The organism is Aequorivita todarodis, from assembly GCF_028561335.1.
Taxonomy (GTDB): domain Bacteria; phylum Bacteroidota; class Bacteroidia; order Flavobacteriales; family Flavobacteriaceae; genus Aequorivita; species Aequorivita todarodis.
This window is the reverse complement of record NZ_JAQQTG010000002.1, coordinates 87,849-111,580: the sequence shown is the minus strand read 5'-3', so window position 1 is coordinate 111,580 and position 23,732 is coordinate 87,849. Positions and strand designations below refer to the sequence as shown.

Genomic DNA, 23,732 nt, shown 5'->3' with positions numbered 1-23,732 from the left:
AGATGGTTTACTGGTTTTAAAAATACTGAAAAGGTTTTATAAAGAAGAATTTATTGGTCTTCCAAATATTCTTTCAAGACTACGGCCTGGTTGTGTTTTTCATCTTTTGCGCCATAGAGGAGGGTGAGGCGTTTTTCTTTGGCTTTTTCCAACAGTTGTTCCACCAAATGTGAATGGTCTTTTAATTCTTTTTTATATTTTTTTGAAAACCCATCAAAACGTTCTTCTTTGTGGTCGAACCATTTCCGAAGTTCTTTTGAGGGAGCAATATCCTTCATCCATTCGTCAAGTTTTGCGTCTTCCTTGCTTACGCCGCGCGGCCAAACGCGGTCTATCAGAATCCTTGTGCCGTCGCGGTTTGCAGGTTTTTCGTATATGCGTTTTATTTGTATATCCATAGTGTTTTAAAATTCCAAACCTGCCTGTCGTGCCTCTGGCAGGCAGGTTCCAAATTCCAAATCCCATCCCGATAGCTATCGGGACCCAAATCCCGAATTAACGAATCCCAAATTAACAAATCCCGATTCCCAAACAATCATTCCCCCCAATTTGCAATTTCTTCCGCAGACCAAAGTGCGGGGAAAAATTTGCGTTGTTGGTATTTTGGGTGCAAATATTTCTTCCATTCCGAGCCTCCCGTGGCCGTCTTGCTTTCACCCTTGCTGTTAAGGTAGTGCTGGGCAGTGTCCAAATGTACCATCGGCCAGGCCACATTATAAAAATGGTCAAACTGTTTTAGTCTATCCTTTAATTCTTCGGAAGGATTTTCCATTTGGGCGATGCGTTCTTCAAGGGTCTTGCCCTGGGTCTTCTTGGCCAAGGCCTTAAAGTCGGCTTCGTATTTTTCAATGAATTGGCGTAGCGTTAGGGTCATCCTGCCCGTTTTTCGGTCGTAACCGGCATCTTTCCAATAGATGTTTTCAAAATAATCGTCAAGTGTTGGATTTTTAGGCAAGCGCTCCCTTCCTCGTTCGTTTACCAAGTTTTCCAACTTAGTGCAGTACAGCTCCAAATACCGAAAGGAAGCGCTCTGAAAGCCGCTGGCAGGCGTAAGCGTGGAACGGAAGGTGTTGTAATCGTCATAGTCCATGCCATCTTTCATAATATCAAAGGAGGTAATGAGCATTCGGGTGTATCTTTTTAACCTATCCAGTTTTGTCAACCAGATTTCTTCCGAAAGATTTTCGCCTTCGGAAAGTTGTTTTATTTCGTGAATCATCATTTTTAAGGTTAGTTCCGTAACCTGATGGTACATCACGAAGATTTCCTCATCCTTAAAATCGGTCCGTGTTTTTTGGAGTGAAAGGAGGGTGTCCACTTGAATATAGTCCCAATACGTTATGGGCTTTGCCTGAAGCAGTCCTTTTAAATAGGTTTCGGGGTTTTCGCCCAAACTTTTATATTTTTCTTCTATTGCTTTTATTAATTCTTTGTTTTCCATTCTTTTGTTTTTTTGAAAAGCGCGTTTAAAAAAGGAGATTTTTAAACGTTTCTAAAAATAAGGGATATTTTTCTATTTTTTGAAATATTCCAGATGAGTTTAAAAGAAAAAGTCTTGTTGCGGAATTCAGCAACAAGACTTTTCATAAAAAATATTTAAAGGCTACTAATAGAAATTAGCACGGTTATCTTCAATATCGGCTTTCTTTTTGAGGGCGTTAAAAACTTGGCTCTGTGCGCTAGGGGCCGCTTTGGTGCTCATCTGGTTGGCAAAGTTTACATATGAATCCAGTTTTGGTGCTGGATTGAACGCGGTTACCTTTACTTTATAAACACCATTTTTGCCGTCAATCAACGGAGTTGTTTCTCCCGGTTTGGTTCCAAAGGCCATACCTACAACCTTCGGCTCGCTAGAGGAAGCTATTAGCGGATTTGCCATAGTAACTCCCGTAGCGTTTTGCACCACCACATTTTGACTTGCGGCAACTTCTTCGAGGGTTGTCCCTTTTATGGATTCCTTTATTTTTGCAGCTTTTTTCTCGTTGCGCAAAATAGGGGTTACCGTTGCAGAGGCATCCTCAACTGTCATAAGACCTTTAGGGTTTTTGCGGGTTAGCTGTGCTACAACATACCCATTTGGCACACTGAAACGTTTGGTGTCTCCAACTTTGGTGTCTTCATTGAATGCCCAGTTAACTATAGTTCGGTTTTCGCCTATGCCGGGAATGTTGGAATCCATATTGCCCATTTTGTTTACGGGTTTCAACTCAAGGTTTTGTGCTTTGGCCAACTCGGTAAAATCGCCTTTTTTCACTGCAACTTCAAATTTTGAAGCATCCGAAAATACCTGGTTTGTGGTTTTGTCTGAAGGTTCAATGTTTTTTACAACCGTTGCAAGTTTAATGGCTGGTTTGGCTCCGGACTGTTTGCCAACTTCAACTATGTGATAGCCAAAATCGGTTTCAACAAGGCCAATTGTACCTGTTGGGTTGTTGAAGATAAACTTGTCAAAAGGAGGTACCATTCTTCCGGGGGTTGAATTGCCCAGGTCGCCGCCGTTATCCTTTGAGCTGTCATCGGAAAACTTTGCGGCAAGCTCAGCAAATTTCGACTTGTCTTTTTTCACGACACTCAAAATGCTATCGGCCAATTTTTGGGCTTCTTCCTTGGTTCTTGTAATCGTTTCAGGAGCGCGCATGGTTCCAACGTAACGGATCAGGATATGTTTTGACTCTGCTGAGTCAGGCATTTTCTTGGTGTCCATAACTTTGGAAAGATAAAGGGCATTGTCAACTTTATATGGGCCATAAATATCGCCCTTGTTCAAATTGATAAGCGTATCCGCAACGGAGGGCGGAAGGTCTTTTTTAAACAGCCAATGGTCATAATAGGGAACATCGGAATTCGCGTTTACGTATTCTTCGTAATTTTTTGTATTTCTAAAGCCAGCGATGGTATCGTTCGCTTTGGTATCTTGGTTAAACTCAACTTTGTCATTTAACAAAGAGGCGATTGATGCTTTTGCTTCTTCAGTATCTGCCTCAGATGGTTCTTCGGCGAAAAGCACATATTGGATATCTGCTTGGGGTTCCACTTGAAAATCGTTGGGATGTGCCGCTATGTACTTTTTTATTTCTTCATCGGAAACCTTTACATCTTCATCGGCAATCTTGCTGTAGGGAACCATCACATATTGAAAGGTTAAGTTGTCATTCTGAAAATGATATTCTTGCTCCCCTTCGGCAACGGTGGAACGAAGCCCGCCTTTAATCATATTATAATAGGTGGTTTGAAGCACACCGTCTGCAACGTTTTCTTCAAAATTTAGCCATTGCTTATACATTTCTGGAGAAGATGCTTTAATGCTTGCAATGTACTCCTGTATTTTTCCTTCATCCACTTGGCCTGCATCGTTCAGAAAGGTTGGATTGTTGGCCAATTGCGTTTTTAGGGCATTGTCTATTTGGGCTTTCTCAACCGTAAGTCCTGCTTTTTCAATCTGCTCGTCCATAATAACCTTGCGCAGTTCACGATCCCAAACCATGTTCATGGCTTGCGTGGTATTTCCGTTTGGTCCCATATTGCGCTGCGTGGCTTCTACTTCTTCCATAAAACTTTGTCTGGAAATGTCTGTGCCGTTAATGGTAGCGATAGTGTCCTGCCCTTTTGGGCCGCTGCTGCCTTTGGTCAACACATCACTTAAAATAAAGGCAAAAAGCGCCAATGCAATAATAAGGATAAGAAATATCCCTCTTTTTCTAATACTGTTTAAGATTGCCATTTGATGTTCAAATTTATATCCCTTTACCTCCGTTTTGCCAGACGAAAGGGGTTTGGTTGTGAATTCCTTTTATCCCTTAATGTTAATCAAGGTTTTAGAGGATTTGTTTTTTGGATTATTTAGGTGGCGAAAATACCATTTTCCCTGCATTAATAAAAAAGTAAATTGAAAAAATTGTGGAAATGTTCAAAATCTAATCTTCGGGCATAATTTTGAGTTCCACAAGTTCAATCTTTGTGTTGGAAACCTCTAAGATGGTGAAGATATGCTCGTCAATTTCAACGGTTTCGCCTTTTTCGGGAATTTCTTCGGTGTGGTTCACGATTAGGCCGCCGAGGGTTTCGTAGTTTTCACTTTCTTCCAAATTGAGCTTGTAGTTTTCATTGAGGTAATCTACTTCCAAACGGGCGGAAAATTTAAAATGGCCGTCCCCAAGTTCTTCTTCAATAAGCGCAATGCTGTCGTGCTCGTCCTCAATTTCGCCAAAAAGCTCTTCAATAATATCTTCAACGGTGATAATTCCGCTGGTTCCGCCGTATTCGTCAATAACCACGGCAAGGCTTTTTCTTTTTTTGCTGAGGATTCCCAGCACATCTTTAACGAGCATGGTTTCGGGCACAAAAACTACGGGCATCAATACCTTTTTGAGGTTTTCAGGTTTTTTGAAAAGCTCGAAGGAATGTATATAGCCTAAAATATCGTCTATGTTTTCGTTGTAAACCAATATTTTTGAAAGGCCCGTTTCGGTGAAAATCTTGGCGAGTTCCTTGGGCGATGTTTCAATATCTACGGCTACAACCTCTGTTCTCGGAATCATGGCTTCGCGCGATTTCACTTCGGAAAAATCCAGCGCGTTTTGGAAAATCTGTATTTCCGAATCCATTTCTTCCTTGGTTTCGGCAATTTCCATCTGTTCGGAAATGTAATTGCCAAGTTCCAGTTTGCTGAAAGTCAATTGCACGGTATCGCCTTCAGATTTGAAAATGAGCTTGAGCACCAAATCTGAAATCCAAATAATAAATTCAGAAATCATGGAAAACAGCACGTAGAAGAAGTAGGCGGGAACGGCAAAGATCTTGACCAAACTGTTGGCGTAGATCTGAAAGAATACCTTTGGCAAGAACTCTGCGGTCAATAAAATGACCAGCGTGGAAATAATAGTCTGCACCAGCAAGCCGCTGAAACCTGCCAGCGGGATATATTCCATTAAAAGATCGCCCATAAAAAAGCCGTAGATAACAAGAGCGATGTTATTCCCCACGAGCATGGTGGCAATAAACTTTGAAGGGCGCTTGGTTATTTTTTTTAGGATTCCGGACAGGAAGTTGTTTTGTTTCTTTTCAATCTCGATGTGGATTTTATTGGAAGAAACATAGGCAATCTCCATCCCCGAGAAAAAGGCGGAGAGGAGGAGCATTGTTAGTATGATAATTATACTGTAATCCAATTTTAAGTTTTTGAGCTATGAGCTATGAGCACTTCTCACGGCTCATAGCTAATTTTTATTTCGTTCCTCCATTTTCTTTCTGAAATTTCTTTTAAAGAAAAACATAAAGATAGCAACTGCCACAAAAAAGATGAAGAGATAGGCGCGGTTTCGCTCTGTGCTCCAGTTGTTTATTGCTTCGTAGGCAAAAAATATTGCAATTATAAGGTATGCATATTCAAAAAAACGATATACTTTATTTAACATCTTCTGGTTTGGTTTTGTCAACTAGTTGTACTCCTTGGTTTTTTCTGGACAGAAAGGTAGTGAAATCTTCACTACTGTCAAATCCTACGGCGCCATCGTTATAGGAACCGTCCTTAAATTTTATTTGATAGGGCTGGTCTGTGAAGACCCATTTGTTTTTTTGGTCCCAATACAGCTGGTTGGCTTTCAAAACAACGCTATCTGCTGTTACCACTACCACGTTTTGGCGCAAATCTACCAAGCCACTTTTGTCGAACTGGATTGCGTAATCTGCGGTCACGATGTTTTTTTTGTCGTTTTCGTCCCAAAAGTGAACTTCGATTCCCTCGGGAAATTCTTTATAGGGAAATTCCAGGTTTGAATAATCGAGCAATTTATCGGCCAAGAGATTGGTCACCAATTTCCCCGAATCTGTATATTTAAAATTGATGCCCTTTCCTTCGGCAATGGGAGCGCCGTCAGAAAGGCTCAGTCTTTTTACGTTTTGGTAATTGCTCTCACATGCAAAAAGCGTGATGGCCAATACCAGGGCCATCACGCTTTTAAACATATTTAGAGGGGTGTGCATTCTTATAAGTTAGGAACTCTTACGCTTCCGCCAACCCAACAGTTGAATTTAACTGTTTTGCCGGCCATACCTTCAGAAAAGATATCGCTCGCCTGAGGCGCACGGGCTCTATAGGAGCTTGCGGCTGATCTTGCATTTCCGGCAATTGTGCCATCTACACGTGCTGCTTTGTCCATCATATCTGCAGCTAACCAGTACATGGCTCTTTTTTCAAAGACCGTGGAGCCACAGTTGTTTGCGCTGTCTGCGTACATTGCGCCAATTTTATAATAGGCTATCCCTGCTGATGGCTTTACCTCAAGCATCTTGTTGTAATAGGTTCTCGCAGTGCCAAAGCTTCCTTTTTTGCGGTAGTTTTCAGCAATACTATAATAGATACGTGCTTTCTTTGAATTGTCTTTTTCAAGCTCTGCGGCTTGGTTGAAATATTCCAAGGCTTGGGAGGCTTTTCCCTCAGCTTCGGCTTGTTTCCCTAAAAGGTAGGCAGAGGTAGAACTTGGTTCCAATTCGTGAAGACGCACTGCCAGTTTGTTTGATAGCGGGCTTTCGCAATCTTTCGCATCCAGTCTGTTGCTGGCGCCTTTCAACCATTCAATGTCGTTCTTTTTCTGCTCGTAGTCTTTTTCATAAAGCGGGATAAGGTTAGGACAATCTGCCAATTGGCCTAATTTTCCGTTAACGCTTTCTTCAACCGTTGCATAAACACCTAAGTTGTTTTCATAAACTTCTTTGGCGCGTTTTTCTTTATCGGTAAGGGTGGTGCCTGCTTCTTCTTTATCCATTAAAGGAGTAAGTTTTGATGCAAGACTGTTTTTTTCGGTGTCTATTTTGTTTATCACCACATCATATAGGTCAAAGATTTCCTGAATATCTTTTTGGCCATCATTAAAAAGATCTACTGCCAAAGAGAAATAGGCATACAGACTTTTCCCACTGGTAAAGTTTTCTGGATCTTTTTTGAAAGCTTCGTCAAAAGCCTTGAACTGTTCCGCTTTTGTGCCAATGTTGTTGTCAAATTTTATTTGGGCAATAGTTGAAAGAACTTCACCTTCCTTAGTTTGCTCTGGAAAGTTTTCTAATCGCAATTGATAGGCTTTAATAAGATCGTTTATTTTGCTTTTATCACCTTTTTCTTCAACAAAATATTCAAACATTTTAATGCCGTATTGGTAGATGGCAAGATTGTAATTTGGACAGTCTTTTATTAGGTTTTCGTAGTGTGGAAGCGCTGCCTCGTAGTTTTTTATTTTGGCCTGTTCTGTAAAATAGGACATTAAAATTGTACAGTCATCCGGTGCTTGTGCAAAAGATTTTGCAGAAATAGAAAGGAGTGCAAGGGTAAATAATAAAATGAATTTTGTTTTCATGGTATTGTTATTAGTAGTATTAATCTTAATCATATAATCTTTTTTCGAACCAACGGTCGTTTAATGAGAAACTTAAATATATATTGAAAAAGTTTTCTTTTATCAAACCATAGTCTGTGGTTCCGCGGCTTCCATATTCAAAACCTAAGTTCATATTGGAGAATAATCGTCCGATGGGTAACCCAACTCCAAAAGATATGCCAAACTCATCTATGTCGTGCCCATCGACACTTAAGCCTGTTTGCTCATATCGTGCTCCGGCGCGGTAAACGACTCTTTTATAATATTCTCCGAAAGAGTTGTAATTGGGAATATAAAAACCTCCCACATTATATTTGGAAGCATTTTTATAGGTTACGTTTTCGCTGGTAAAAGAACGGTTTGTAAAATTACTAGTTTTTTGGTTTACATATTCTACTCCAAGCCCCCAATATTTTGGTTTGCTTAGCCCAACCCCAAATGTAACTTGTGAAGGAAAGTTGAATTCTGTATCGGGCACGGGTACTTCTCTTTCATCAACTTCATATATACCGGAAGGAAGTATGGACACACTTCCCGTCCTTCGGAGGTTTTCTGAGTTAATGTTTGTGCCGGGTGTAAAAGTGAAAGATCCGGAAAGCTCAAGGTTTTCGGTAACCATTCTTTTATACAACGCTCCAAAATTAAAAGTGAAACCTGACAGGTTTGATCTATTGACAACGCGGGTTCCGTATTGAAGTTCTGATTTTTGGGTAACAGCCGTGTTTTCAATTTTGCCAAAATTATAATTGGCATCCGCACCAAGGCTCAGTTCAGGTGTTACTTGATATGCCAGGGAAAGGAATGCTTTGTTTAGGCCCCCATTTCCTGTGTATTGTGTAATGCCGTCGGGTAATTCGGAATAAAAATCATAGCCCACGGAAGTATAGGGAAGCATCCCGAAACCCATTCCGAATTTACCCATAGGAATACCCATTGCCAAGTAATCGAGCGTTGAAGCGGAAGTGTTTTGACTTTCGATGTCGTTTTTTTGTTTTAGGGCTTGATGGCTCCCTCCCACGGAAAAGTTGATCAGTCGCAGGCCTCCGTAGGCAGCAGGATTCTGAAGATTTAAGTGGATGCTGTCCGAGAAAACACCTATGCCTCCCATAGATCTGCTTTCGGCAGTTCCCCGAAATTTTAACGACCCGATACCATAAAAAGAATAAGGAGAGGTGGTTCCTTCCTGGGCAAAGGCGATACTGGTTATAAGTATAAATAAACCAATTACTATTTTTCTAAACATCAATGTTTGTTATATTCTAAAATATGGTTCAATCCCTCCAATAAAAAATTTGAGTTGGCAAAGATGTCATTTTTTATGCTATCTCGCAAAAAATGTCCGTCCCCACCTGTTAAAATAACTGTTAAATTGTCGTAATTTTTCTTATACTCACTTATATAGCCATCTATTTCGTACAAAACACCGTTCACCACTCCTGAATGGATGGAGGTTGCGGTATTGTTTCCTATATATAAATTTGGATTGCTTGCCTCCAGTAACGGTAATTTTTCGGTAAACGTATGCAAAGCTTTATAGCGAAGCGAAATGCCTGGAGAAATAGCCCCGCCCAAGTATTCGCTTTTCGAATTTAAGAAATCATACGTAATACAGGTCCCTGCGTCGATCACCAAAACATTTTTGCCAGCATATTGCTCGGCCGCCGCGCTTACTAGGGCAATCCGGTCTATACCCAGAGTATTCGGTGTTTCATATTTATTGGTAAATGGAATTTTAGTTTGATGGTTTAAAATCAGAACGTCAAATTGATGCTGTAGCTTTATTGATTGATGTTCTGAAAGATTCGCTACCGAAGAGATAATACATTTCTGAATAGCGGGAAAAGCTTCTGAAATTTCGGCAAGCGTGTGCAAAAAATCTTTTTTTAGGCACGTTTTTTTCAGCTTGAGTTTTCCGGAATCGAACACTCCAAGCTTTATTAGGGTGTTCCCTACATCAATTGTGAGATTCATTTTTTTTGTTGAGGGGTTAAAAATACAACTTGAAGCAGCAAGTAATTGTTAATGCCTTATTAAATTGGGTATGGATTATCTTTTTTATTTTTTTAATTATTGTTTTGCAAAAACGAAAATAGCTTTATATTTGCCGTCTCAATAATGGTGCCTTAGCTCAGTTGGTAGAGCAACGGACTGAAAATCCGTGTGTCCCTAGTTCGATTCTTGGAGGCACCACATTTAATCCCCGAACGGTTTCTGTTTGGGGATTTTTGTTTAATATGGATTATGCATTATCTATACATTATTTATTCACGAACGGTCGATAAGCATTATGTTGGAGAAACTCAAGATTTAGCGATTAGGGTTCACCAGCACAATAATAATTATTTTAAAAATAATTTTACCAAAAACGCAAATGATTGGAAAGTGCTAGTCAGCTACCAATGCTCAGATAGGAATGAAGCTTTGTTTCTTGAAAAGTTCATCAAAAAAATGAAAAGTCGTGCTTTTTTAAGGAAAGTGATTGCCAATCCTGAAATTTTAAAAGATATTTTAAGAAGAAACTGTCCCTAGTTCCCCCGAGGCTTCGGGGTTGGAGGCACCACATTTAATCCCCGAACGGTTTCTGTTTGGGGATTTTTGTTTTATAACCTTTTCTTAAGAAGTTGTTTTCAGAATCATTTCATCAAAAGGAATAACTGTTCCAAACCCTTTTTTCTTGAAATAATCCATATCAGAAACATCGCCCGTAACCAAAACAAAATCGCCGCCCCAAGCGCCCAGACTTATGATAGTTCCAGGAAAATCCTTAAAAAGTTTTGATTTAATCGTTGGAAGATTTATAATTTCTGAAATAGTTTCCTCGTGTGCATCCATCAATTTTTCAAAATCTGAAAGCGAATCACAAGCCAACAATTTATTGCTGATGTCTGAAATTCTTTGAATATTTTTTTCTTCTGCCGAAGTATTTCTGTAGCGCGCAATACCTTCTTTGCTGTCCTGCTTTTCATTCAAATGCACAAAAAATAAGGAATCGGTAAAGTTCCACGGCAGCTTTATTTTTTTGAATTCTGGGGTTCCGTGGTTTAATTCATATAAAATAGGAGCGTCACTTTGTGCGGCGGCAATATCGTACCCGCTTCCGCCAAAACTGTTGGCGAGCAAAGCGAAACCATCCACTTCTGCCCATTGTGCAATGTTGCTTATCAAGGTTGATGAGGTGCCCAAACCCCAATTGCGCGGAAAGTCTAACTGGGTTTCAGCTAAAATTCCTTCATTATGTGACAGAAAATCTGGATTCAGCTTTTTGGCCTCTACAATTATTTTTGAAAGTGTTTTGGAAAGTTCACTCCGCTGGTTTTTACCTTCAAGAGTTTTTAAGTCGAAGAAATCCTCAAACCAAACCGTTCCTTTTTCATCGAAGCTTTTCCAGTGAATTCCTTCTTTTTCTGAAACGGAAACTTCCAAAGACTGCCCATATTTTGTGGGAATGGCCAAAGCTGTTGCACCGTCCAGCACCACGTACTCGCCGGTGAGCAATAATTTTCCGTTACTGTGGAATGATTTTTTCAAAATTATGATTAAATTTGATAAATTATTTAAACGAAATAGTATTAAATTATGATAGCATTGGTTAAAGAATATAATTCTTATATAGAAAGTTTGCCAAAGTTAATTGAAAATTCGGATTATAAACTCGATTTTTTTGTGAATAAATTAAATATCAGTAAACCTACTATGTACCGAAAATTAAGGGAAAATGCCTTTACGAGCCATGAGGTAGAAATTTTAACCGCCCTATTATTTCCGAAAGAAGTTTATAAAAATGAAATGCTGGAAAATATTGAAAGAGGTAGGCAAGATTACCGTGAAGGAAGAACCAAAACAAGTAAGGAGGTAAGGGATTTTATCAAAGAAAAATATAAATTATAACCAATACGGTTTCTGAAAATTATTCCAAAAATCGATAAAAATTATATGGTTCCCCTCTAATTCGTAAAAGAGGTAAATCTGTTTCACAATCAATAACTTGTGAAGGTTTAATTCTTCATCAAACCTTCCTAAATTTGGGTTTTTAATCAGTAATTTTTCTGCTTCCTCGACTTTAAATATGAATTTTAGCGTAACTTCCCTTGACCATTCGCCCAAAAGATACTCAACGTTCCTGTCATAACTATAAAAAGCCAAATCTGTCCAAATAATTTCCATAGTTTTGTAAATGGTCAATCAATTTTCACACTATTTACTTAAGGTTTGGTTTTCTCAATGGCCAAAGCTGTTGCGCCGTCAAGCACCACATACTGGCGCGTGAGCAATAATTTTCCGTTGCTGGGATAGCTGTTTTTCATTTCTGTAGTTCTTCGCGTCTTTGCGAGATAAATTTGCACGCAAAGTCGCAAAGGCGCAAAGTTTGTTAATGTTTCCTGAGTTCTTCCAAAAAATCCACAACGGCACTGTGCGAAATGGTATTTTTCATAAAATGCTCCATCGCCTTTTCCTTTTCTTTCTTGGAAGCCTGCAACTGGTTCAAAATATTCATCAAGTGCATTTTCATATGGCCTTTTTGAATGCCCGTGGTAACCAACGACCGAACAGCGGCGAAGTTTTGCGCAAGCCCGGCAACGGCCATAATCTTCATCAACTCCTTGGCATTTGGTTTCTGGAGGATTTCAAAAGCCAGTTTTGTCAATGGGTGGAGTGATGTCAACCCGCCAACAGTTCCAACGGCCAATGGCAATTCAATCCAAAAAGTGAAAACATCATCCTCGATTTTTGCGTGCGTCAAACTGCCGTAATAGCTGTTTCGGGCAGCATAGGCGTGAACCCCGGCTTCCACCGCGCGGAAGTCATTTCCCGTTGCCAAAACAACTGCGTCAACCCCGTTCATAATGCCTTTATTATGGGTCACTGCGCGGCGGCTTTCGGTTTTTGCGATGTCAATGGCACGGACAAATTTCTCAGCAAACTGCTTTCCGTCGTAATGTTTGGTAGTCAATTCCTCTACTTTACAGCTCACCTCGGCACGCACCAAACATTCGGGAACATAGTTTGAAAGGATACTCATCACCACGTCGGGATAGGTTTCCTTTTGCTGAAAAGGTTCAAAATGCTTCGCTTCCTCCTCAAACGTATGTGCCATTTGCTCCAAACAACTGTTTATAAAATTGGCGCCCATGGCATCCAGCGTTTCAAAAGTGGCGTGAATGTAAAAATAGCCATCGAGAATATGCGATTTATCTACTAAAGAAAGCTCCAAAAGTCCGCCGCCACGGGCTTTCATGTTTTTTTCGATGGATTGGATGCTCTCGCGAAGTTTCGGTTTTACTGCTTCAAAAAATGCTTCGATACTTTTTTCACTTCCGTAGAAATTGAAATGGATTTGACCATTTTTTTCAGTGGAAAACACTTCCGCCTTAAATCCGCCGCGTTCAAGCCAAAATTTTGCGGCATTGCTGGCAGCTGCAACCACCGAGCTTTCTTCGGTAACCATCGGCAATGCGAAGAGTTTTCCGTTGATTAAAAAGTTGGGCGCAATGCCAAAGGGCAAATAGTAGTTGGAGAGTGTATTTTCTATAAAATCGTCGTGAAGCTGCTGCAGTTGGGCATCTTCATTCCAATACTTTTTTAGGATTTGCACGGCATCAGGATTGTTTTGCAGGTAATTTTCTGCAAGCCAATCAATCTTTTCCTGCTTTGTTTTTTTTGAAAATCCTGAAACGGGTTGGTTCATTTACGTAAATATCATTTGGTTGCAAAGATAGTGAAGCCCCCTAGCCCTTGCAGGGGGAATTCCTAAAAAAATTGTTTTATTGACGATTATTGGCATTAAAAAAGGTTTTTAAGAACTAAAATCTGTTCTCAAAAACCTTTTTATTCAACTTAAAACGAAAATCAATCTATTTTAAGTTTCTTTAATTTGGGCGTCCTTGGTTGGTTTTGGGCGCACGTTAAATTTTTTTCGTTTCGGCCTTAATTTGCCGAAACTGCCAATGCTAATCTTGCCCCGTTTTGTTTTTTTGTCACCTTTGCCCATTACTTCTTGTTTTGTTGTTTTTTGATGGTTTTCTCATCTATGTCAAACTCATTGGTCTTTTGATTGGTATTTCCCGTTGGGTTCGTGGGATTTTTCTGTTCTGTTTTTCTTTCAAATTTCTTTTCCATAATAGTTCTATTTTTCGTTTTTAATTGAACCTCTAAAATAGAAAAACCAAATCACAAATTCCCTTAAACCCTTGCTAAAGAATGGTTAAACCTTGCGGATAGCGCTTATAAATGCTGAAATTCCGGCTATTCCTTCTTCCGAAAGCATTTTTATAAAGGCACTGCCAATGATTGCCCCTTTGGCATGTTTTGTTGCTTGCTGAAATGTTTCCGAATTGTTTATTCCAAACCCAATAATTTGTGGATTTTTAAGTGAAAGCGAAGCAATTCTTTTAAAATAAGCTTCCTGTTTCTCCCCAAAACCTGAAGAGCTTCCGGTAACACTCGCGCTGCTCACCATATAAATAAAGCCTTCGGAAGCTGCGTCAATCTGCCGGATGCGTTCTTCCGAAGTTTGTGGCGTTATCAAAAAGATGTTTATAAGATTGTATTTTCTGAAAATTTCGGCATAATTTTCTTCGAATTCTGCTAAAGGAAGATCGGGAAGAATCAAGCCGTCAATGCCGACTTCAGCACATTTTCGGCAGAAATTTTCGATCCCGAATTGAAGCACGGGATTGAAATATCCCATCAAAATCAGCGGCATGGAAACCGTTTTCCGAATATTTTTTAGTTGCTGAAAAAGCAAATCGGTAGTCATTCCATTTTTCAATGCAATTTGCGAACTGGCTTGAATGGTAGGCCCATCCGCCAAAGGGTCGCTAAAGGGCAAACCGATTTCTACAAAATCGACTCCACTTTTTTCCAATTGCTGAAGTATTTCCACCGTGTCGTTTAATTTTGGATAGCCTGCGGTGAAATATATGGAAAGCAGTTTGGCAGGCAGGTTGTCTTCTGAAAGTTTACTTTGAATTCTGTTCATAATATAGAAATAGACCTCACAGGTTTCAAAAACCTGTGAGGTCTCAATTACAGATTAAAATATTTAATATACGTATCGAGGTCTTTATCTCCACGTCCGCTCAAGTTCACTACAACCACATCATCTTTTTTGAATTTTCTGGTTTCAAAAATCGCGAGTGCGTGGCTGCTTTCAATGGCGGGAATAATGCCTTCCAGTTTGCAGAGTTCCAGTCCGGCCCGCATCGCTTCGTCATCGGTTATCGAAATAAACTCACCGCGACCGCTGGCAAAAAGATTGGCGTGCATTGGGCCAACTCCAGGGTAGTCTAAACCTGCGGAAATAGAATAGGGTTCTGTAATTTGCCCATCGGCAGTTTGCATCAACAGCGTTTTGCTGCCGTGGATAATTCCCACTTTTCCCAAAGCCGAGGTTGCGGCGCTCTCGCCACTGTCAATTCCCTTTCCGGCGGCTTCCACGGCGATTATTCCAACTTCGGGTTCGTTCAAATAGTGATAAAAAGCACCGGCCGCGTTACTTCCGCCACCCACACAGGCAACCACAAAGTCTGGGTTTTTGCGTCCTTCTTTTTCATTCAGCTGCTTTTTTATTTCTTCGGAAATCACACTTTGAAACCGCGCCACCATATCGGGGTACGGATGTGGGCCAACCACGCTGCCGATAATATAATGTGTGTCCAAAGGATTGTTTATCCAATCGCGGATGGCTTCGTTTGTAGCATCTTTCAAAGTTTTGCTTCCACTTGTTGCGGGAACCACTTTTGCGCCTAGCATTTTCATTCGGGCTACGTTTGGCGCTTGGCGTTTTATGTCGATTTCGCCCATAAAAACGATGCATTCCAAACCCATCAAAGCACACACGGTTGCGGTCGCTACGCCGTGTTGTCCGGCGCCGGTTTCGGCAATAATTCGGGTTTTGCCCAATCGTTTTGCCATTAAAATTTGCCCGATGGTGTTGTTCACTTTATGGGCTCCCGTATGGCAAAGGTCTTCGCGTTTTAAGTAAATTTTTGTACTGTATTTTTCCGAAAGACGCTTCGCAAAATAAAGCGGCGTTGGCCGCCCCACGTAATCTTTCAGCAGTTGTCGGAATTCCTTTTGAAAAGATTCCTCGGCCATTATTTTCAAATAGTTCTGTCTGAGTTCCTCCACATTTGGGTACAGCATTTCGGGAATATACGCGCCGCCAAAATCGCCGTAATAACCCTTTTCGTTTACGTTATATTTTTTATTCAAAATTCAAAGTTTAAAATTCAAGATTGAGTAATTATTAATGAGTATTTAGTCGTGAGTCGTGGGTCATTTCAGTCGTGTTTCAACAGTTCTATGAATGATGTCAATGCTAAAACATCCTTCCTCCCCGGCTCAGTTTCAAACCTACTGTTCACATCAATTGCGTGTATGGGAAGATCTGTTTTTAGCAGTTCTCTCAATGGATCAACTTCTTCCAAACCAATTCCACCACTAAGAATGAAAGGTTTTTTCGATGGATACTTTTTTAAAATTTCCCAATCAAAGGTTTTTCCGGTGCCACCTTTTTCTTTGCCTTTTGTGTCAAAAAGAAATGCATCCACTTTATTTTCAAAAATTTTTATTTCGCTGAAATCGAATTCTTCGTCAACGCTAAAAGCCTTCCACACCAGCACATCGGGATAAAGCAAGGTAAGATAGCCCTGCAAGTCGAGGACATATTCTTTCGTTTCGTTACCGTGAAGCTGGATTACATCCAAAGCATATTTTTTGCACAAATCAATCACTTTTGAAATCTTTTCATCCACAAAAACCCCGACTTTCTTTATTCGCGGCGGTAACGCAGGAATTTCTCCGTCAAAATAACGTGGACTTTTCTCGTAAAAAACAAAGCCCAAATAATCGGGCTGAAGTGTGGCCACTTCGGCAATATTGTGTTTCATTCCGCAAATTTTCAGCCCCACCCCAGCCCTCCCCGAAGGGGAGGGAGTTTGTTTATTTATCTTCATCTTAATTTCGTTATAAATTGTTTTGCGGTTTCGCCGGGATTTTCGGTTTTCATAAAATGTTCACCAATCAAAAACCCTTCAAAACCGTAGGCTCTCAACTCTTTTATGGTTTCCACATCGCTGATTCCGCTTTCGGAAATTTTCACGAAATCGGCCGGAATTTCTTCGGACAGTTTTTTGCTGATGTCGATATTCAACTTGAAATTTTTCAAGTTCCGGTTGTTCACGCCAATCATATCCACATTGGGCAAAAGTGATTTTTGAAGCTCTTCAAAATTGTGGACCTCCAATAAAACATCGAGTTTTAAGCTTTTTGCCAAAAACGAAAACTGTTTCAGTTCCTCTGCCGAAAGGCAAGCCGCAATCAACAAAATTGCATCGGCGCCATATGCTTTCGCTTCGTAAATCTGATAGGGATCGATGATGAATTCCTTCCGAAGAATCGGAATGGAAACCGTTTTTTCAGCAACCAAAAGATCATCGAGCGAACCGCCAAAAAAGTTGGAATCCGTTAAAACCGAAATTCCCTTTGCCCCGGCATTTTCATAGCCCGAAACCACTTCGGGCAACAAAACCCGCTCGTTAATCACCGATTTGCTGGGCGAGCGGCGCTTGTGTTCGGCGATAATTCCCGTTGTGGAAATTCGCAACGCTTCCGCCAATGATTTGGTTTCCTTTGCAAAAAGTGGAAATTTTTCGAGTAAACGAATTGGGATTGCGTCCTTTTTTGCGGCAACTTCTTTTTGTTTGTAGGCTGTTATGTTATCTAAAATTGTCATATTTATAGTCGTGAGTCGTGAGTCGTGAGTCGTGAGTCGTGAGTCGTGAGTCGTGTTTCTTGTTTCTTGTTTCTTGTTTCTTGATTCAATTGGATATTTGCTGCAATATCTTCAATGATTTCAAAGCTTTGCCAGATTCTAACGATTCCTTTGCTTTTTCAAAACCTTCTTTTATCGTGCAATTTTCAACTACTGAAATAGCCATTCCGGCATTCGCGCAGACCACGTTATTTTGGGCTTCGGTGCCATTTCCGTTTAAAATATCCAAAAATATTTCAGCGGAAGCTTTTACCGTTTCGCCACCGAATATTTCAGATTCCTCAACCTGCTTCACTCCGAAATCTTCTGCATTCAAAATCTTTTCGGAGGCTTTTGAAATCACTTTTACAGGCCCCGTAAGCGAAATTTCATCGTAGCCGTCCATCGCATGCAGCACGGCGTAATTTTTCTCGTTTTTTTGATAGAGATAGCCGTACATCCTTGCGAGCTCCAAATCGAAAACTCCAACTAATTGATTCTTCGGAAACGCTGGATTTACCATTGGCCCGAGCATATTGAAAAAAGTTTTTACGCCCAGTTCCTTGCGGATTGGTGCAACGTTTTTCATCGCAGGATGGAAGAGGGGCGCATGCAGAACGCAGATTCCCGCTTCGTCCAAACAACGCTTTAAAAAATCCTTTTCATTACTGAATTTTATGCCTAACGCTTCCATCACATTACTGCTTCCGCTAACGGATGAAACCCCGTAATTGCCGTGTTTTGTAACTTTTATTCCCGCACCAGCCGTAACAAATGAAGCCAATGTTGAAATATTAAACGTATTCTTTCCGTCGCCACCCGTGCCACATAAATCGATGGTGTTATAATCGCTGAAATCAACCGCCAAACACAAATCCAACAAAGCATCGCGAAAGCCTTCCAGTTCTTCCAAACTCACATTCCGCATCATGTAAACCGTTAAAAAAGCGGCTATCTGGCTTTGGTTGTATTTCCCTTCGGAAATGTTTACAAGAACAGTTCGAGCCTCAGTTTTGCTGAGTTGTTCGTGGTTTATTAATCTGTTTAAAATCTGTTTCATATCATGCCCGCGAAGGCGGGTATCTTTTGTTTTTAGTTCATCTTCTATTTGAGTCGATGAGTTTATAAGTTTAGGAGTTTAAAAGTTTAGTTGGATTTACTGCCAACTGTACTAAATACCGCACACTATTCCCCCTTCGGGGGTGAGGGGGCTTTTATCCAATTTTTAATAATCTGTTTCCCCATTGGCGTCAGCACACTTTCAGGGTGAAATTGTACTCCGCAAACATCATAAAATTTATGGCGAAGGGACATAATTTGCCCGTTTTCATCTACGGAAGTGATTTCCAAAACCTCCGGAAAATCTTCCTTTGAAACCACCCAACTGTGGTAACGGCCTATTTCAAATTCCTTATCAATTCCCTTAAAAAGGGGTTCGTCTTTCTTTAAAATTGTCGCTGTCGTTGCAACGCCGTGAAAAACCTTGCTGAGGTTTTCCAACTTGCCGCCGAAAACTTCGCCAATGGCCTGTTGCCCCAAACAGACGCCAAAAATTGGTTTTGAAGCTGCGTATTTTTGGATTACTTCTTTCAATAATCCTGCTTCATCGGGAATTCCGGGACCGGGAGAAAGCAGGATTTTGTCGTAATTTTCTACTTCTTCCAAATAAAATTTATCGTTCCGTTTTACGGTTACCTCGCAATCCAATTCCTCTAAATAATGGACGAGGTTGTACACAAAACTGTCGTAATTATCTATTACTAATATTTTCAGCCCCACCCCGGCCCTCCCCGAAGGGGAGGGAGATTGTTCGTTATTTTTATTCATATTTTTACTTTCCATTAAATACCGTATTAATTCCCCTTTGGGCCTGCCTGCCGAAGTGGCACGTAGGCAAGGGTTAGGGGGCTATCGTTTCAGCCAATTCCAGCGCTTTTGTTAGTGCGCCTAATTTGTTATAAACTTCCTGCAATTCGTTTTCCTCATCGCTTTCCGAAACAACGCCAGCACCGGCTTGGTAATGCAATGTATGGTTTTTGCTCACAAAGGAGCGAATGATAATGGCATGATTAAAATTACCGCTGAAATCCATAAACCCGATGGCGCCGCCGTAAAATTCGCGGCTTCTATTTTCATATTTTTCCAGCAATTGCAGGGCTTTGTGTTTCGGTGCGCCGCTCAAAGTTCCTGCGGGAAAGGTGTCTGCCGCAATTTGCATTGTGGAAACGGTAGGGTTTTTCGTTGCCGTAACTTTACTCACCAAATGAATCACGTGCGAAAAAAACTGAACCTCTCGGTACGTTTCCACTTTTACGTTCGTGCCGTGGCGGCTTAAATCGTTTCGCGCCAAATCGACCAACATTACGTGTTCGCTGTTTTCCTTTTTGTCCTCGGAAAGTTTTTTTGCGAGTTCGGCGTCCTGTTCGTCGTTTCCTGTGCGTTTAAAGGTTCCCGCGATTGGGTGGATTTCTGCCGTATTTCCTTTTACGACCAATTGCGCTTCGGGCGAACTTCCGAAGATTTTAAAATTTCCGTAGTCGAAATAGAAAAGATAGGGCGAGGGGTTCACGCTGCGCAAAGCCCTGTAAACGTTGAATTCATCGCCCGTAAATTTCTGTGAAAACCGTTTGCTCGGAACAATTTGGAATACATCGCCGCGTTGGCAATGCTCTTTGCATTTCCGCACCAAAGCTTTGAAATCTTCATCGTTCAAGTTTGTAGTGCGTTCGCCGTTTCTTTCAAAGGGATATTCCGCAAAACTCTTCGATTTTAAAATTTGTTCAATCTGTGGAATATTATTTTCAGCTTCAAAACAGTGCGCAAAAATATACGCTTCGTTGTTGAAATGGTTTATCGCTATTATGTTTTGGTAAACCGCATAATATAAATCGGGCATTTCAAGATTTTCTTCTTTTTTTGAAAGCGAAATGTCTTCAAAATAACGCACCGCATCAAACGCCATAAAACCGAAAAGGCCGTTATGCCCCCCTCGGTACCCCGCCGCGGCGGGGGATGGGTTGATGTACTCAATGGAAAAGGTCGCGGCAAATTCATCTAAAGTATTCGGAACACTTTGTGAACATCCCCCTAAATCCCCCTTCGAAGGGGGACTTTTCAAATCTGTTACTGTACTTTTTCCATCCGGAAAATGCTGAAAAATGGTTTCATTTTCCACTTTTATGGAAGCAATTGGGTTAAAGCAGATATAGCTAAAACTGTTGTCGTTAGCGTGATAGTCGCTGCTTTCCAGCAAAAGGCTGTTCGGGAATTTATCGCGCAACCGCAAATACACCGAAACGGGGGTTAGGGTGTCTGCCAGCAGTTTTTTTGAATATGTTTTTAGTTGATATTTTTTATTTTTTGTTCTCATTGTTTATTGAAAGCTTCAAAAGAATAAATCAATTTCATTTAAGCGGTCCCGCCCAGCGGCGGGAACCCAAATAAAAAAAGGCTTGTCGTGATTGACAAGCCTTTTCGTATATTTTATACTACAGGTGTTCCGCTCACGAGGTTTGCCGTAAGTTTTTCCACCACCAAGTATTTTGTGTAATGTTGTTCATGTTTGAGGTTCAAATATAGAACCATTTTTTTAAAAATTGTATGAATTGCAATTTTTTTTGAAATTGCATGTTGCTTAGTCAAGAATGTTTAATTTTACCAAAAAATTATTTTAAAAATGGCAGATTTAACCCAACAACAATGGTGCGAACAATGTGAAAAGGACACCAATGCAGTAATTCTGGACGTGCGTACCGATGCCGAATTTCAGGAAGGGTACATTCCGGGAGCGATACAAATAGACATATATAACGGTGCCGAATTTCTTAAAAAAGCCAAGGAACTGGATCCTAAAAAAAATTATTACGTGTATTGCCGCTCTGGCGGAAGAAGCGGACAGGCCTGTATGTTGTTAAATTCCGTGGGCATAAAAAACGCCTACAACCTAAAAGGTGGAATTATGGAATGGAAAGGCGAAACCACTAATTAAAAAAGTGCTGTTATAGCATCCTCTGGAAATTTTAAAACCCCGGAAATAGAAATCTGAATTCGACGTTGTTCTAAACCATTGTTATTTAAAAAAGAATATTATGAAAAAGCTATCGATCCTTTTTGGACTTACTGTTATACTTTTTTTCACCGCTTGCAAAGACAATAGTGTTGCGCAGGAAATCCAAGTGTTGACGCCACAGGAATTCCACGATGCAATGGCAGACAAAAAAGATGTTCAGTTGGTTGATGTTCGCACGCCTGAAGAATTTGCGGAAGGACATCTTGAAAACGCACTGAACATCAATGTTTTGGAAACCGATTTTATAACCGAAGTCGAAAAACTGGATCTGGAAAAACCAATCTATATTTATTGCCGAAGCGGAAAACGTAGTGCAAAAGCAGCTTTGATCTTAAAAGACGTTGGCTTCAAACAGATTTATGATATGAAAGGGGGTTTCCTGCACTGGGAAAGTGATGGGCTTCCGAATGAAAAATAGCTATTTCTTCTTAATTTTTTTAACTACTTGGAATCGTTACAGTTAAACTCGCGCTAAAGTTCCTCTTTCCGAAATCTATGAAGGCAAACGTATCGTATCTTCAAATAAGAAAATACGTTTGTTATGGGGAGTGGAAAAGAAAAAGTACGTCGGGAAATGCAAACCCTTATTGCCGCAAGTTGCCTTTTTGATAAACGTCCCACAAAAAAATTCGCAGCATTTCATAAAAATCTATTGAATTTTTTCTTCAATTCAATAGATGTAAATATTGATTACCAAAGCAAATTGATTTCCATTTGGAATTCAAAACCGTTGACCAAAGATCCTGTTAGGCTTTATAATCTAAACGAGGCAATTTCAGATAGGGTAGGCTACAACGATTTGGAGGAAACATTAATAGGCTGTCTTGAAGACGGCCAGCTTCAGCATAATTTTTATAAAAAGATGCTATTTGAATATGGTGATTATTCCAGTGAAAATGATGACATATTGAGTGCATAAAAGTTTAATTTGATCTTTTAATTATGCTTTTTGAAAAAACACGTTCGCCTTCAGAAAAAATCAGTAAGGTGTATATCCCATTTTGGAATTTATTTATGTCAAATTCTTTTTCAAGAGTAGTATTGTTATATAATTTAGAGGCTAAAAGCTGTCCCAAGAAATTATAAATTTCCAATTTTTTGATTGGGTATTTGCTTTTTATTTTCACATAACCTTTTGTTGGGTTTGGATAAACTTGAATATCATTGTCGGCCAATAAATCCGGTATGCCTAAAAATTCATTGTCCAGTCGGCATACTATTGCGTTTCTATGTTCATCGTTCGCATCTTCGGTGACGCCAAAAGCTAAAACTTTATTGTCTGTTTGCAATACCAAATCGGTAACATAATTTGTGTCTGAGCCCCCAAAATCGGTTATAAAAATTCCACTATCCCCAAAATCTGAATAAATACTACCATCGTTGTTCAATTTGATTACGAAAAAATTTGTTTGTTCAAAAGGATAGGGCATGGAGGCACCGCCTCCCAACAAAATCTTTCCGTCCCGCTGAACGGCAATACTTCTCAGATAATCATTGGCTTCAAAATAAGTATCCATAATTACTTTGCCTCCTTGGCCGAAGGTTTGGTCTAGTGTGCCGTCATTATTAAATTTTGCAACTGCTGGTTTAATTCCGCCAAAACCTCCGGTTCCGCCGTAATACTGGTAGTTTCCGCCGAGAATTATTTTATCGCCCAAAATAGCGATATCATCTACCTCTCCCAAGTTTGATTCTGGACCAAAAGTAGTAATTACCGTGCCGTTGTTCCCAAATGAAGTGTCCAAGGTGCCGTTTTCGTTGAAACGCGTTATAACGGGATGGTAGTCATCGCCATTATTATAGGAAGGGCCTCCAGCAAGTATTTTGTCTTCCCAGTCTATTTTAATGGCGAAACAAAGATCAAAACGATAATTTGTAACATCGGTAATTTGGATGCCATTATTTCCAAATGTTGTATCCAATGATCCATCCGTGTTTCGCCTTGAAAAACGATACATATTGTTGTAGCCATCAAAGTATTGACTTTGGACGATTATTTTGCCCGTGAATTGTTGCGCAATTCTATAACCGCTATCCATATCTTGAATTCCATTGATTCCAAAGGATGGATCAAATACACCATTTTGGTCTATTCTGATTAATTTTCCTTCTCCTTCTATAGAGCCCATTATTAGAATTTTCCCGTCAAATTGCAAAAGCATAGAGTTGAAATAGGAAGAGTTTGTTCCGTTGTTTGGAAAATATAATTGGCCATTTTGTCCAAACGTAGTATCAATTTCACCATCTTGTGTTAATTTATAAATGTAAAACCCACGATTATATGTTGCCCCGTTTTGTCTAAGCTCACTATTTATTCCTAAAATTATTGAATTGTCCTCCAAAAGGATCATGTCCATTGCTCTTGCACCTTTATCGGTATAGGCAAATCTTGTTGTTCCTTGATCGCCAAAATTTAAATCCAGTACTCCTTCTTGTGCAATAGAAAGTTGAAAGAATAGGAGTGTGAATAAAACCAGTATTGAATTTGTATTGCTTTTTGACATTATTCGATTATTTAATTTGAAGGCGAAAATTTTAT

At 40.1% G+C, this 23,732-nt stretch carries 27 protein-coding genes and 1 tRNA gene; 6 read left to right on the top strand and 22 right to left on the bottom strand.

The features are described 5' to 3' along the window. Window positions 1-50: 50 nt before the first annotated feature. The 9 genes from POV26_RS00840 to POV26_RS00800 all read right to left on the bottom strand — a co-directional run bounded on the left by POV26_RS00840 (window position 51) and on the right by POV26_RS00800 (window position 9,341). Window positions 51-398, bottom strand: coding sequence for a DUF488 domain-containing protein (locus POV26_RS00840; RefSeq protein ID WP_272854600.1), 348 nt, complete (start codon window positions 396-398; stop codon window positions 51-53). Between the two features lie 137 nt (window positions 399-535). Beyond that, window positions 536-1,441 (bottom strand): tryptophan 2,3-dioxygenase family protein, encoded by a 906-nt coding sequence (locus POV26_RS00835; RefSeq protein WP_272854599.1) that lies wholly within the window; start codon window positions 1,439-1,441, stop codon window positions 536-538. 165 nt (window positions 1,442-1,606) lie between these two features. Beyond that, window positions 1,607-3,721: a peptidylprolyl isomerase gene (locus tag POV26_RS00830; protein WP_272854598.1), complete on the bottom strand. Its 2,115-nt coding sequence runs from the start codon at window positions 3,719-3,721 to the stop codon at window positions 1,607-1,609. A 193-nt stretch (window positions 3,722-3,914) separates the two neighbouring features. After that, window positions 3,915-5,168 carry a hemolysin family protein gene (locus tag POV26_RS00825; protein WP_272854597.1) on the bottom strand — a complete coding sequence of 418 codons (1,254 nt, stop codon included), beginning with the start codon at window positions 5,166-5,168 and terminating at the stop codon, window positions 3,915-3,917. Between the two features lie 48 nt (window positions 5,169-5,216). After that, the gene (locus POV26_RS00820) at window positions 5,217-5,414 is read right to left on the bottom strand and encodes a hypothetical protein (protein ID WP_272854596.1); all 198 of its coding nucleotides are present in this window, start codon (window positions 5,412-5,414) and stop codon (window positions 5,217-5,219) included. Next, window positions 5,404-5,982, bottom strand: coding sequence for an LPS export ABC transporter periplasmic protein LptC (gene lptC / locus POV26_RS00815; protein WP_272854595.1), 579 nt, complete (start codon window positions 5,980-5,982; stop codon window positions 5,404-5,406). Before lptC ends, POV26_RS00820 begins: the two co-directional genes overlap by 11 nt. 2 nt (window positions 5,983-5,984) lie before the next feature. Continuing rightward, complete coding sequence (locus POV26_RS00810) at window positions 5,985-7,349, bottom strand: tetratricopeptide repeat protein (protein ID WP_272854594.1); 1,365 nt, start codon at window positions 7,347-7,349, stop codon at window positions 5,985-5,987. Between the two features lie 25 nt (window positions 7,350-7,374). Further along, window positions 7,375-8,613: a BamG family beta-barrel-assembly machinery protein gene (locus POV26_RS00805; RefSeq protein ID WP_272854593.1), complete on the bottom strand. Its 1,239-nt coding sequence runs from the start codon at window positions 8,611-8,613 to the stop codon at window positions 7,375-7,377. Next, window positions 8,613-9,341 (bottom strand): type III pantothenate kinase, encoded by a 729-nt coding sequence (locus POV26_RS00800; protein WP_272854592.1) that lies wholly within the window; start codon window positions 9,339-9,341, stop codon window positions 8,613-8,615. Before POV26_RS00800 ends, POV26_RS00805 begins: the two co-directional genes overlap by 1 nt. Before the next feature lie 146 nt (window positions 9,342-9,487). Here POV26_RS00800 and POV26_RS00795 point away from each other — a divergent pair. Both POV26_RS00795 and POV26_RS00790 read left to right on the top strand, forming a co-directional pair. Further along, window positions 9,488-9,560, top strand: a tRNA-Phe gene (locus POV26_RS00795). Window positions 9,561-9,611: 51 nt separating this feature from the next. After that, the gene (locus tag POV26_RS00790; protein WP_272854591.1) at window positions 9,612-9,899 is read left to right on the top strand and encodes a GIY-YIG nuclease family protein; all 288 of its coding nucleotides are present in this window, start codon (window positions 9,612-9,614) and stop codon (window positions 9,897-9,899) included. 84 nt (window positions 9,900-9,983) lie between these two features. Here POV26_RS00790 and POV26_RS00785 read toward each other — a convergent pair whose 3' ends face one another. Next, window positions 9,984-10,898 carry a GYDIA family GHMP kinase gene (locus tag POV26_RS00785; RefSeq protein WP_272854590.1) on the bottom strand — a complete coding sequence of 305 codons (915 nt, stop codon included), beginning with the start codon at window positions 10,896-10,898 and terminating at the stop codon, window positions 9,984-9,986. Window positions 10,899-10,946: 48 nt separating this feature from the next. Between POV26_RS00785 and POV26_RS00780 the strand changes: the two genes are divergently transcribed. Further along, entirely contained in the window at window positions 10,947-11,258 is a 312-nt protein-coding gene (locus POV26_RS00780) for a hypothetical protein (RefSeq protein ID WP_272854589.1), read from the top strand. Here the strand turns inward: POV26_RS00780 and POV26_RS00775 are convergent. The 11 genes from POV26_RS00775 to POV26_RS00725 form a co-directional block, all read right to left on the bottom strand. Next, the gene (locus tag POV26_RS00775; protein ID WP_272854588.1) at window positions 11,253-11,534 is read right to left on the bottom strand and encodes a type II toxin-antitoxin system RelE/ParE family toxin; all 282 of its coding nucleotides are present in this window, start codon (window positions 11,532-11,534) and stop codon (window positions 11,253-11,255) included. The genes POV26_RS00780 and POV26_RS00775 overlap by 6 nt on opposite strands. 205 nt (window positions 11,535-11,739) lie before the next feature. Beyond that, window positions 11,740-13,056, bottom strand: a complete 1,317-nt coding sequence (locus POV26_RS00770) for a hydroxymethylglutaryl-CoA reductase, degradative (RefSeq protein ID WP_272854587.1) — start codon at window positions 13,054-13,056, stop codon at window positions 11,740-11,742. 171 nt (window positions 13,057-13,227) lie between these two features. Next, the gene (locus tag POV26_RS00765; protein ID WP_076692428.1) at window positions 13,228-13,359 is read right to left on the bottom strand and encodes a 30S ribosomal protein THX; all 132 of its coding nucleotides are present in this window, start codon (window positions 13,357-13,359) and stop codon (window positions 13,228-13,230) included. Then, window positions 13,359-13,487, bottom strand: a complete 129-nt coding sequence (locus tag POV26_RS00760) for a hypothetical protein (protein WP_272854586.1) — start codon at window positions 13,485-13,487, stop codon at window positions 13,359-13,361. Before POV26_RS00760 ends, POV26_RS00765 begins: the two co-directional genes overlap by 1 nt. A gap of 85 nt (window positions 13,488-13,572) precedes the next feature. Beyond that, window positions 13,573-14,349, bottom strand: a complete 777-nt coding sequence (gene trpA, locus POV26_RS00755; protein ID WP_272854585.1) for a tryptophan synthase subunit alpha — start codon at window positions 14,347-14,349, stop codon at window positions 13,573-13,575. A gap of 47 nt (window positions 14,350-14,396) precedes the next feature. Next, window positions 14,397-15,584: a tryptophan synthase subunit beta gene (trpB, locus tag POV26_RS00750; RefSeq protein ID WP_272854584.1), complete on the bottom strand. Its 1,188-nt coding sequence runs from the start codon at window positions 15,582-15,584 to the stop codon at window positions 14,397-14,399. 68 nt (window positions 15,585-15,652) lie between these two features. Then, window positions 15,653-16,261: a phosphoribosylanthranilate isomerase gene (locus tag POV26_RS00745; protein WP_272854583.1), complete on the bottom strand. Its 609-nt coding sequence runs from the start codon at window positions 16,259-16,261 to the stop codon at window positions 15,653-15,655. A 62-nt stretch (window positions 16,262-16,323) separates the two neighbouring features. Next, complete coding sequence (gene trpC / locus POV26_RS00740) at window positions 16,324-17,106, bottom strand: indole-3-glycerol phosphate synthase TrpC (RefSeq protein WP_272854582.1); 783 nt, start codon at window positions 17,104-17,106, stop codon at window positions 16,324-16,326. An 85-nt stretch (window positions 17,107-17,191) separates the two neighbouring features. Beyond that, window positions 17,192-18,184 (bottom strand): anthranilate phosphoribosyltransferase, encoded by a 993-nt coding sequence (trpD, locus tag POV26_RS00735; RefSeq protein WP_272854581.1) that lies wholly within the window; start codon window positions 18,182-18,184, stop codon window positions 17,192-17,194. 125 nt (window positions 18,185-18,309) lie between these two features. Continuing rightward, on the bottom strand, window positions 18,310-18,951 hold the full coding sequence (locus tag POV26_RS00730; RefSeq protein ID WP_272854580.1) for an anthranilate synthase component II: 642 nt from the start codon (window positions 18,949-18,951) through the stop codon (window positions 18,310-18,312). Between the two features lie 73 nt (window positions 18,952-19,024). Continuing rightward, window positions 19,025-20,494 (bottom strand): anthranilate synthase component I family protein, encoded by a 1,470-nt coding sequence (locus tag POV26_RS00725; protein ID WP_272854579.1) that lies wholly within the window; start codon window positions 20,492-20,494, stop codon window positions 19,025-19,027. A gap of 306 nt (window positions 20,495-20,800) precedes the next feature. On the opposite strand from POV26_RS00725, the gene POV26_RS00720 reads away from it, so the two are divergent. From POV26_RS00720 to POV26_RS00710, 3 genes are all read left to right on the top strand, one after another. Further along, entirely contained in the window at window positions 20,801-21,112 is a 312-nt protein-coding gene (locus POV26_RS00720; protein WP_272854578.1) for a rhodanese-like domain-containing protein, read from the top strand. A gap of 100 nt (window positions 21,113-21,212) precedes the next feature. Next, window positions 21,213-21,611 carry a rhodanese-like domain-containing protein gene (locus POV26_RS00715; RefSeq protein WP_272854577.1) on the top strand — a complete coding sequence of 133 codons (399 nt, stop codon included), beginning with the start codon at window positions 21,213-21,215 and terminating at the stop codon, window positions 21,609-21,611. Between the two features lie 123 nt (window positions 21,612-21,734). After that, complete coding sequence (locus POV26_RS00710; protein WP_272854576.1) at window positions 21,735-22,112, top strand: hypothetical protein; 378 nt, start codon at window positions 21,735-21,737, stop codon at window positions 22,110-22,112. Between the two features lie 4 nt (window positions 22,113-22,116). Here the strand turns inward: POV26_RS00710 and POV26_RS00705 are convergent, their stop codons facing one another. Continuing rightward, complete coding sequence (locus POV26_RS00705; RefSeq protein WP_272854575.1) at window positions 22,117-23,697, bottom strand: T9SS type A sorting domain-containing protein; 1,581 nt, start codon at window positions 23,695-23,697, stop codon at window positions 22,117-22,119. Between the last annotated feature and the right edge of the window lie 35 nt (window positions 23,698-23,732).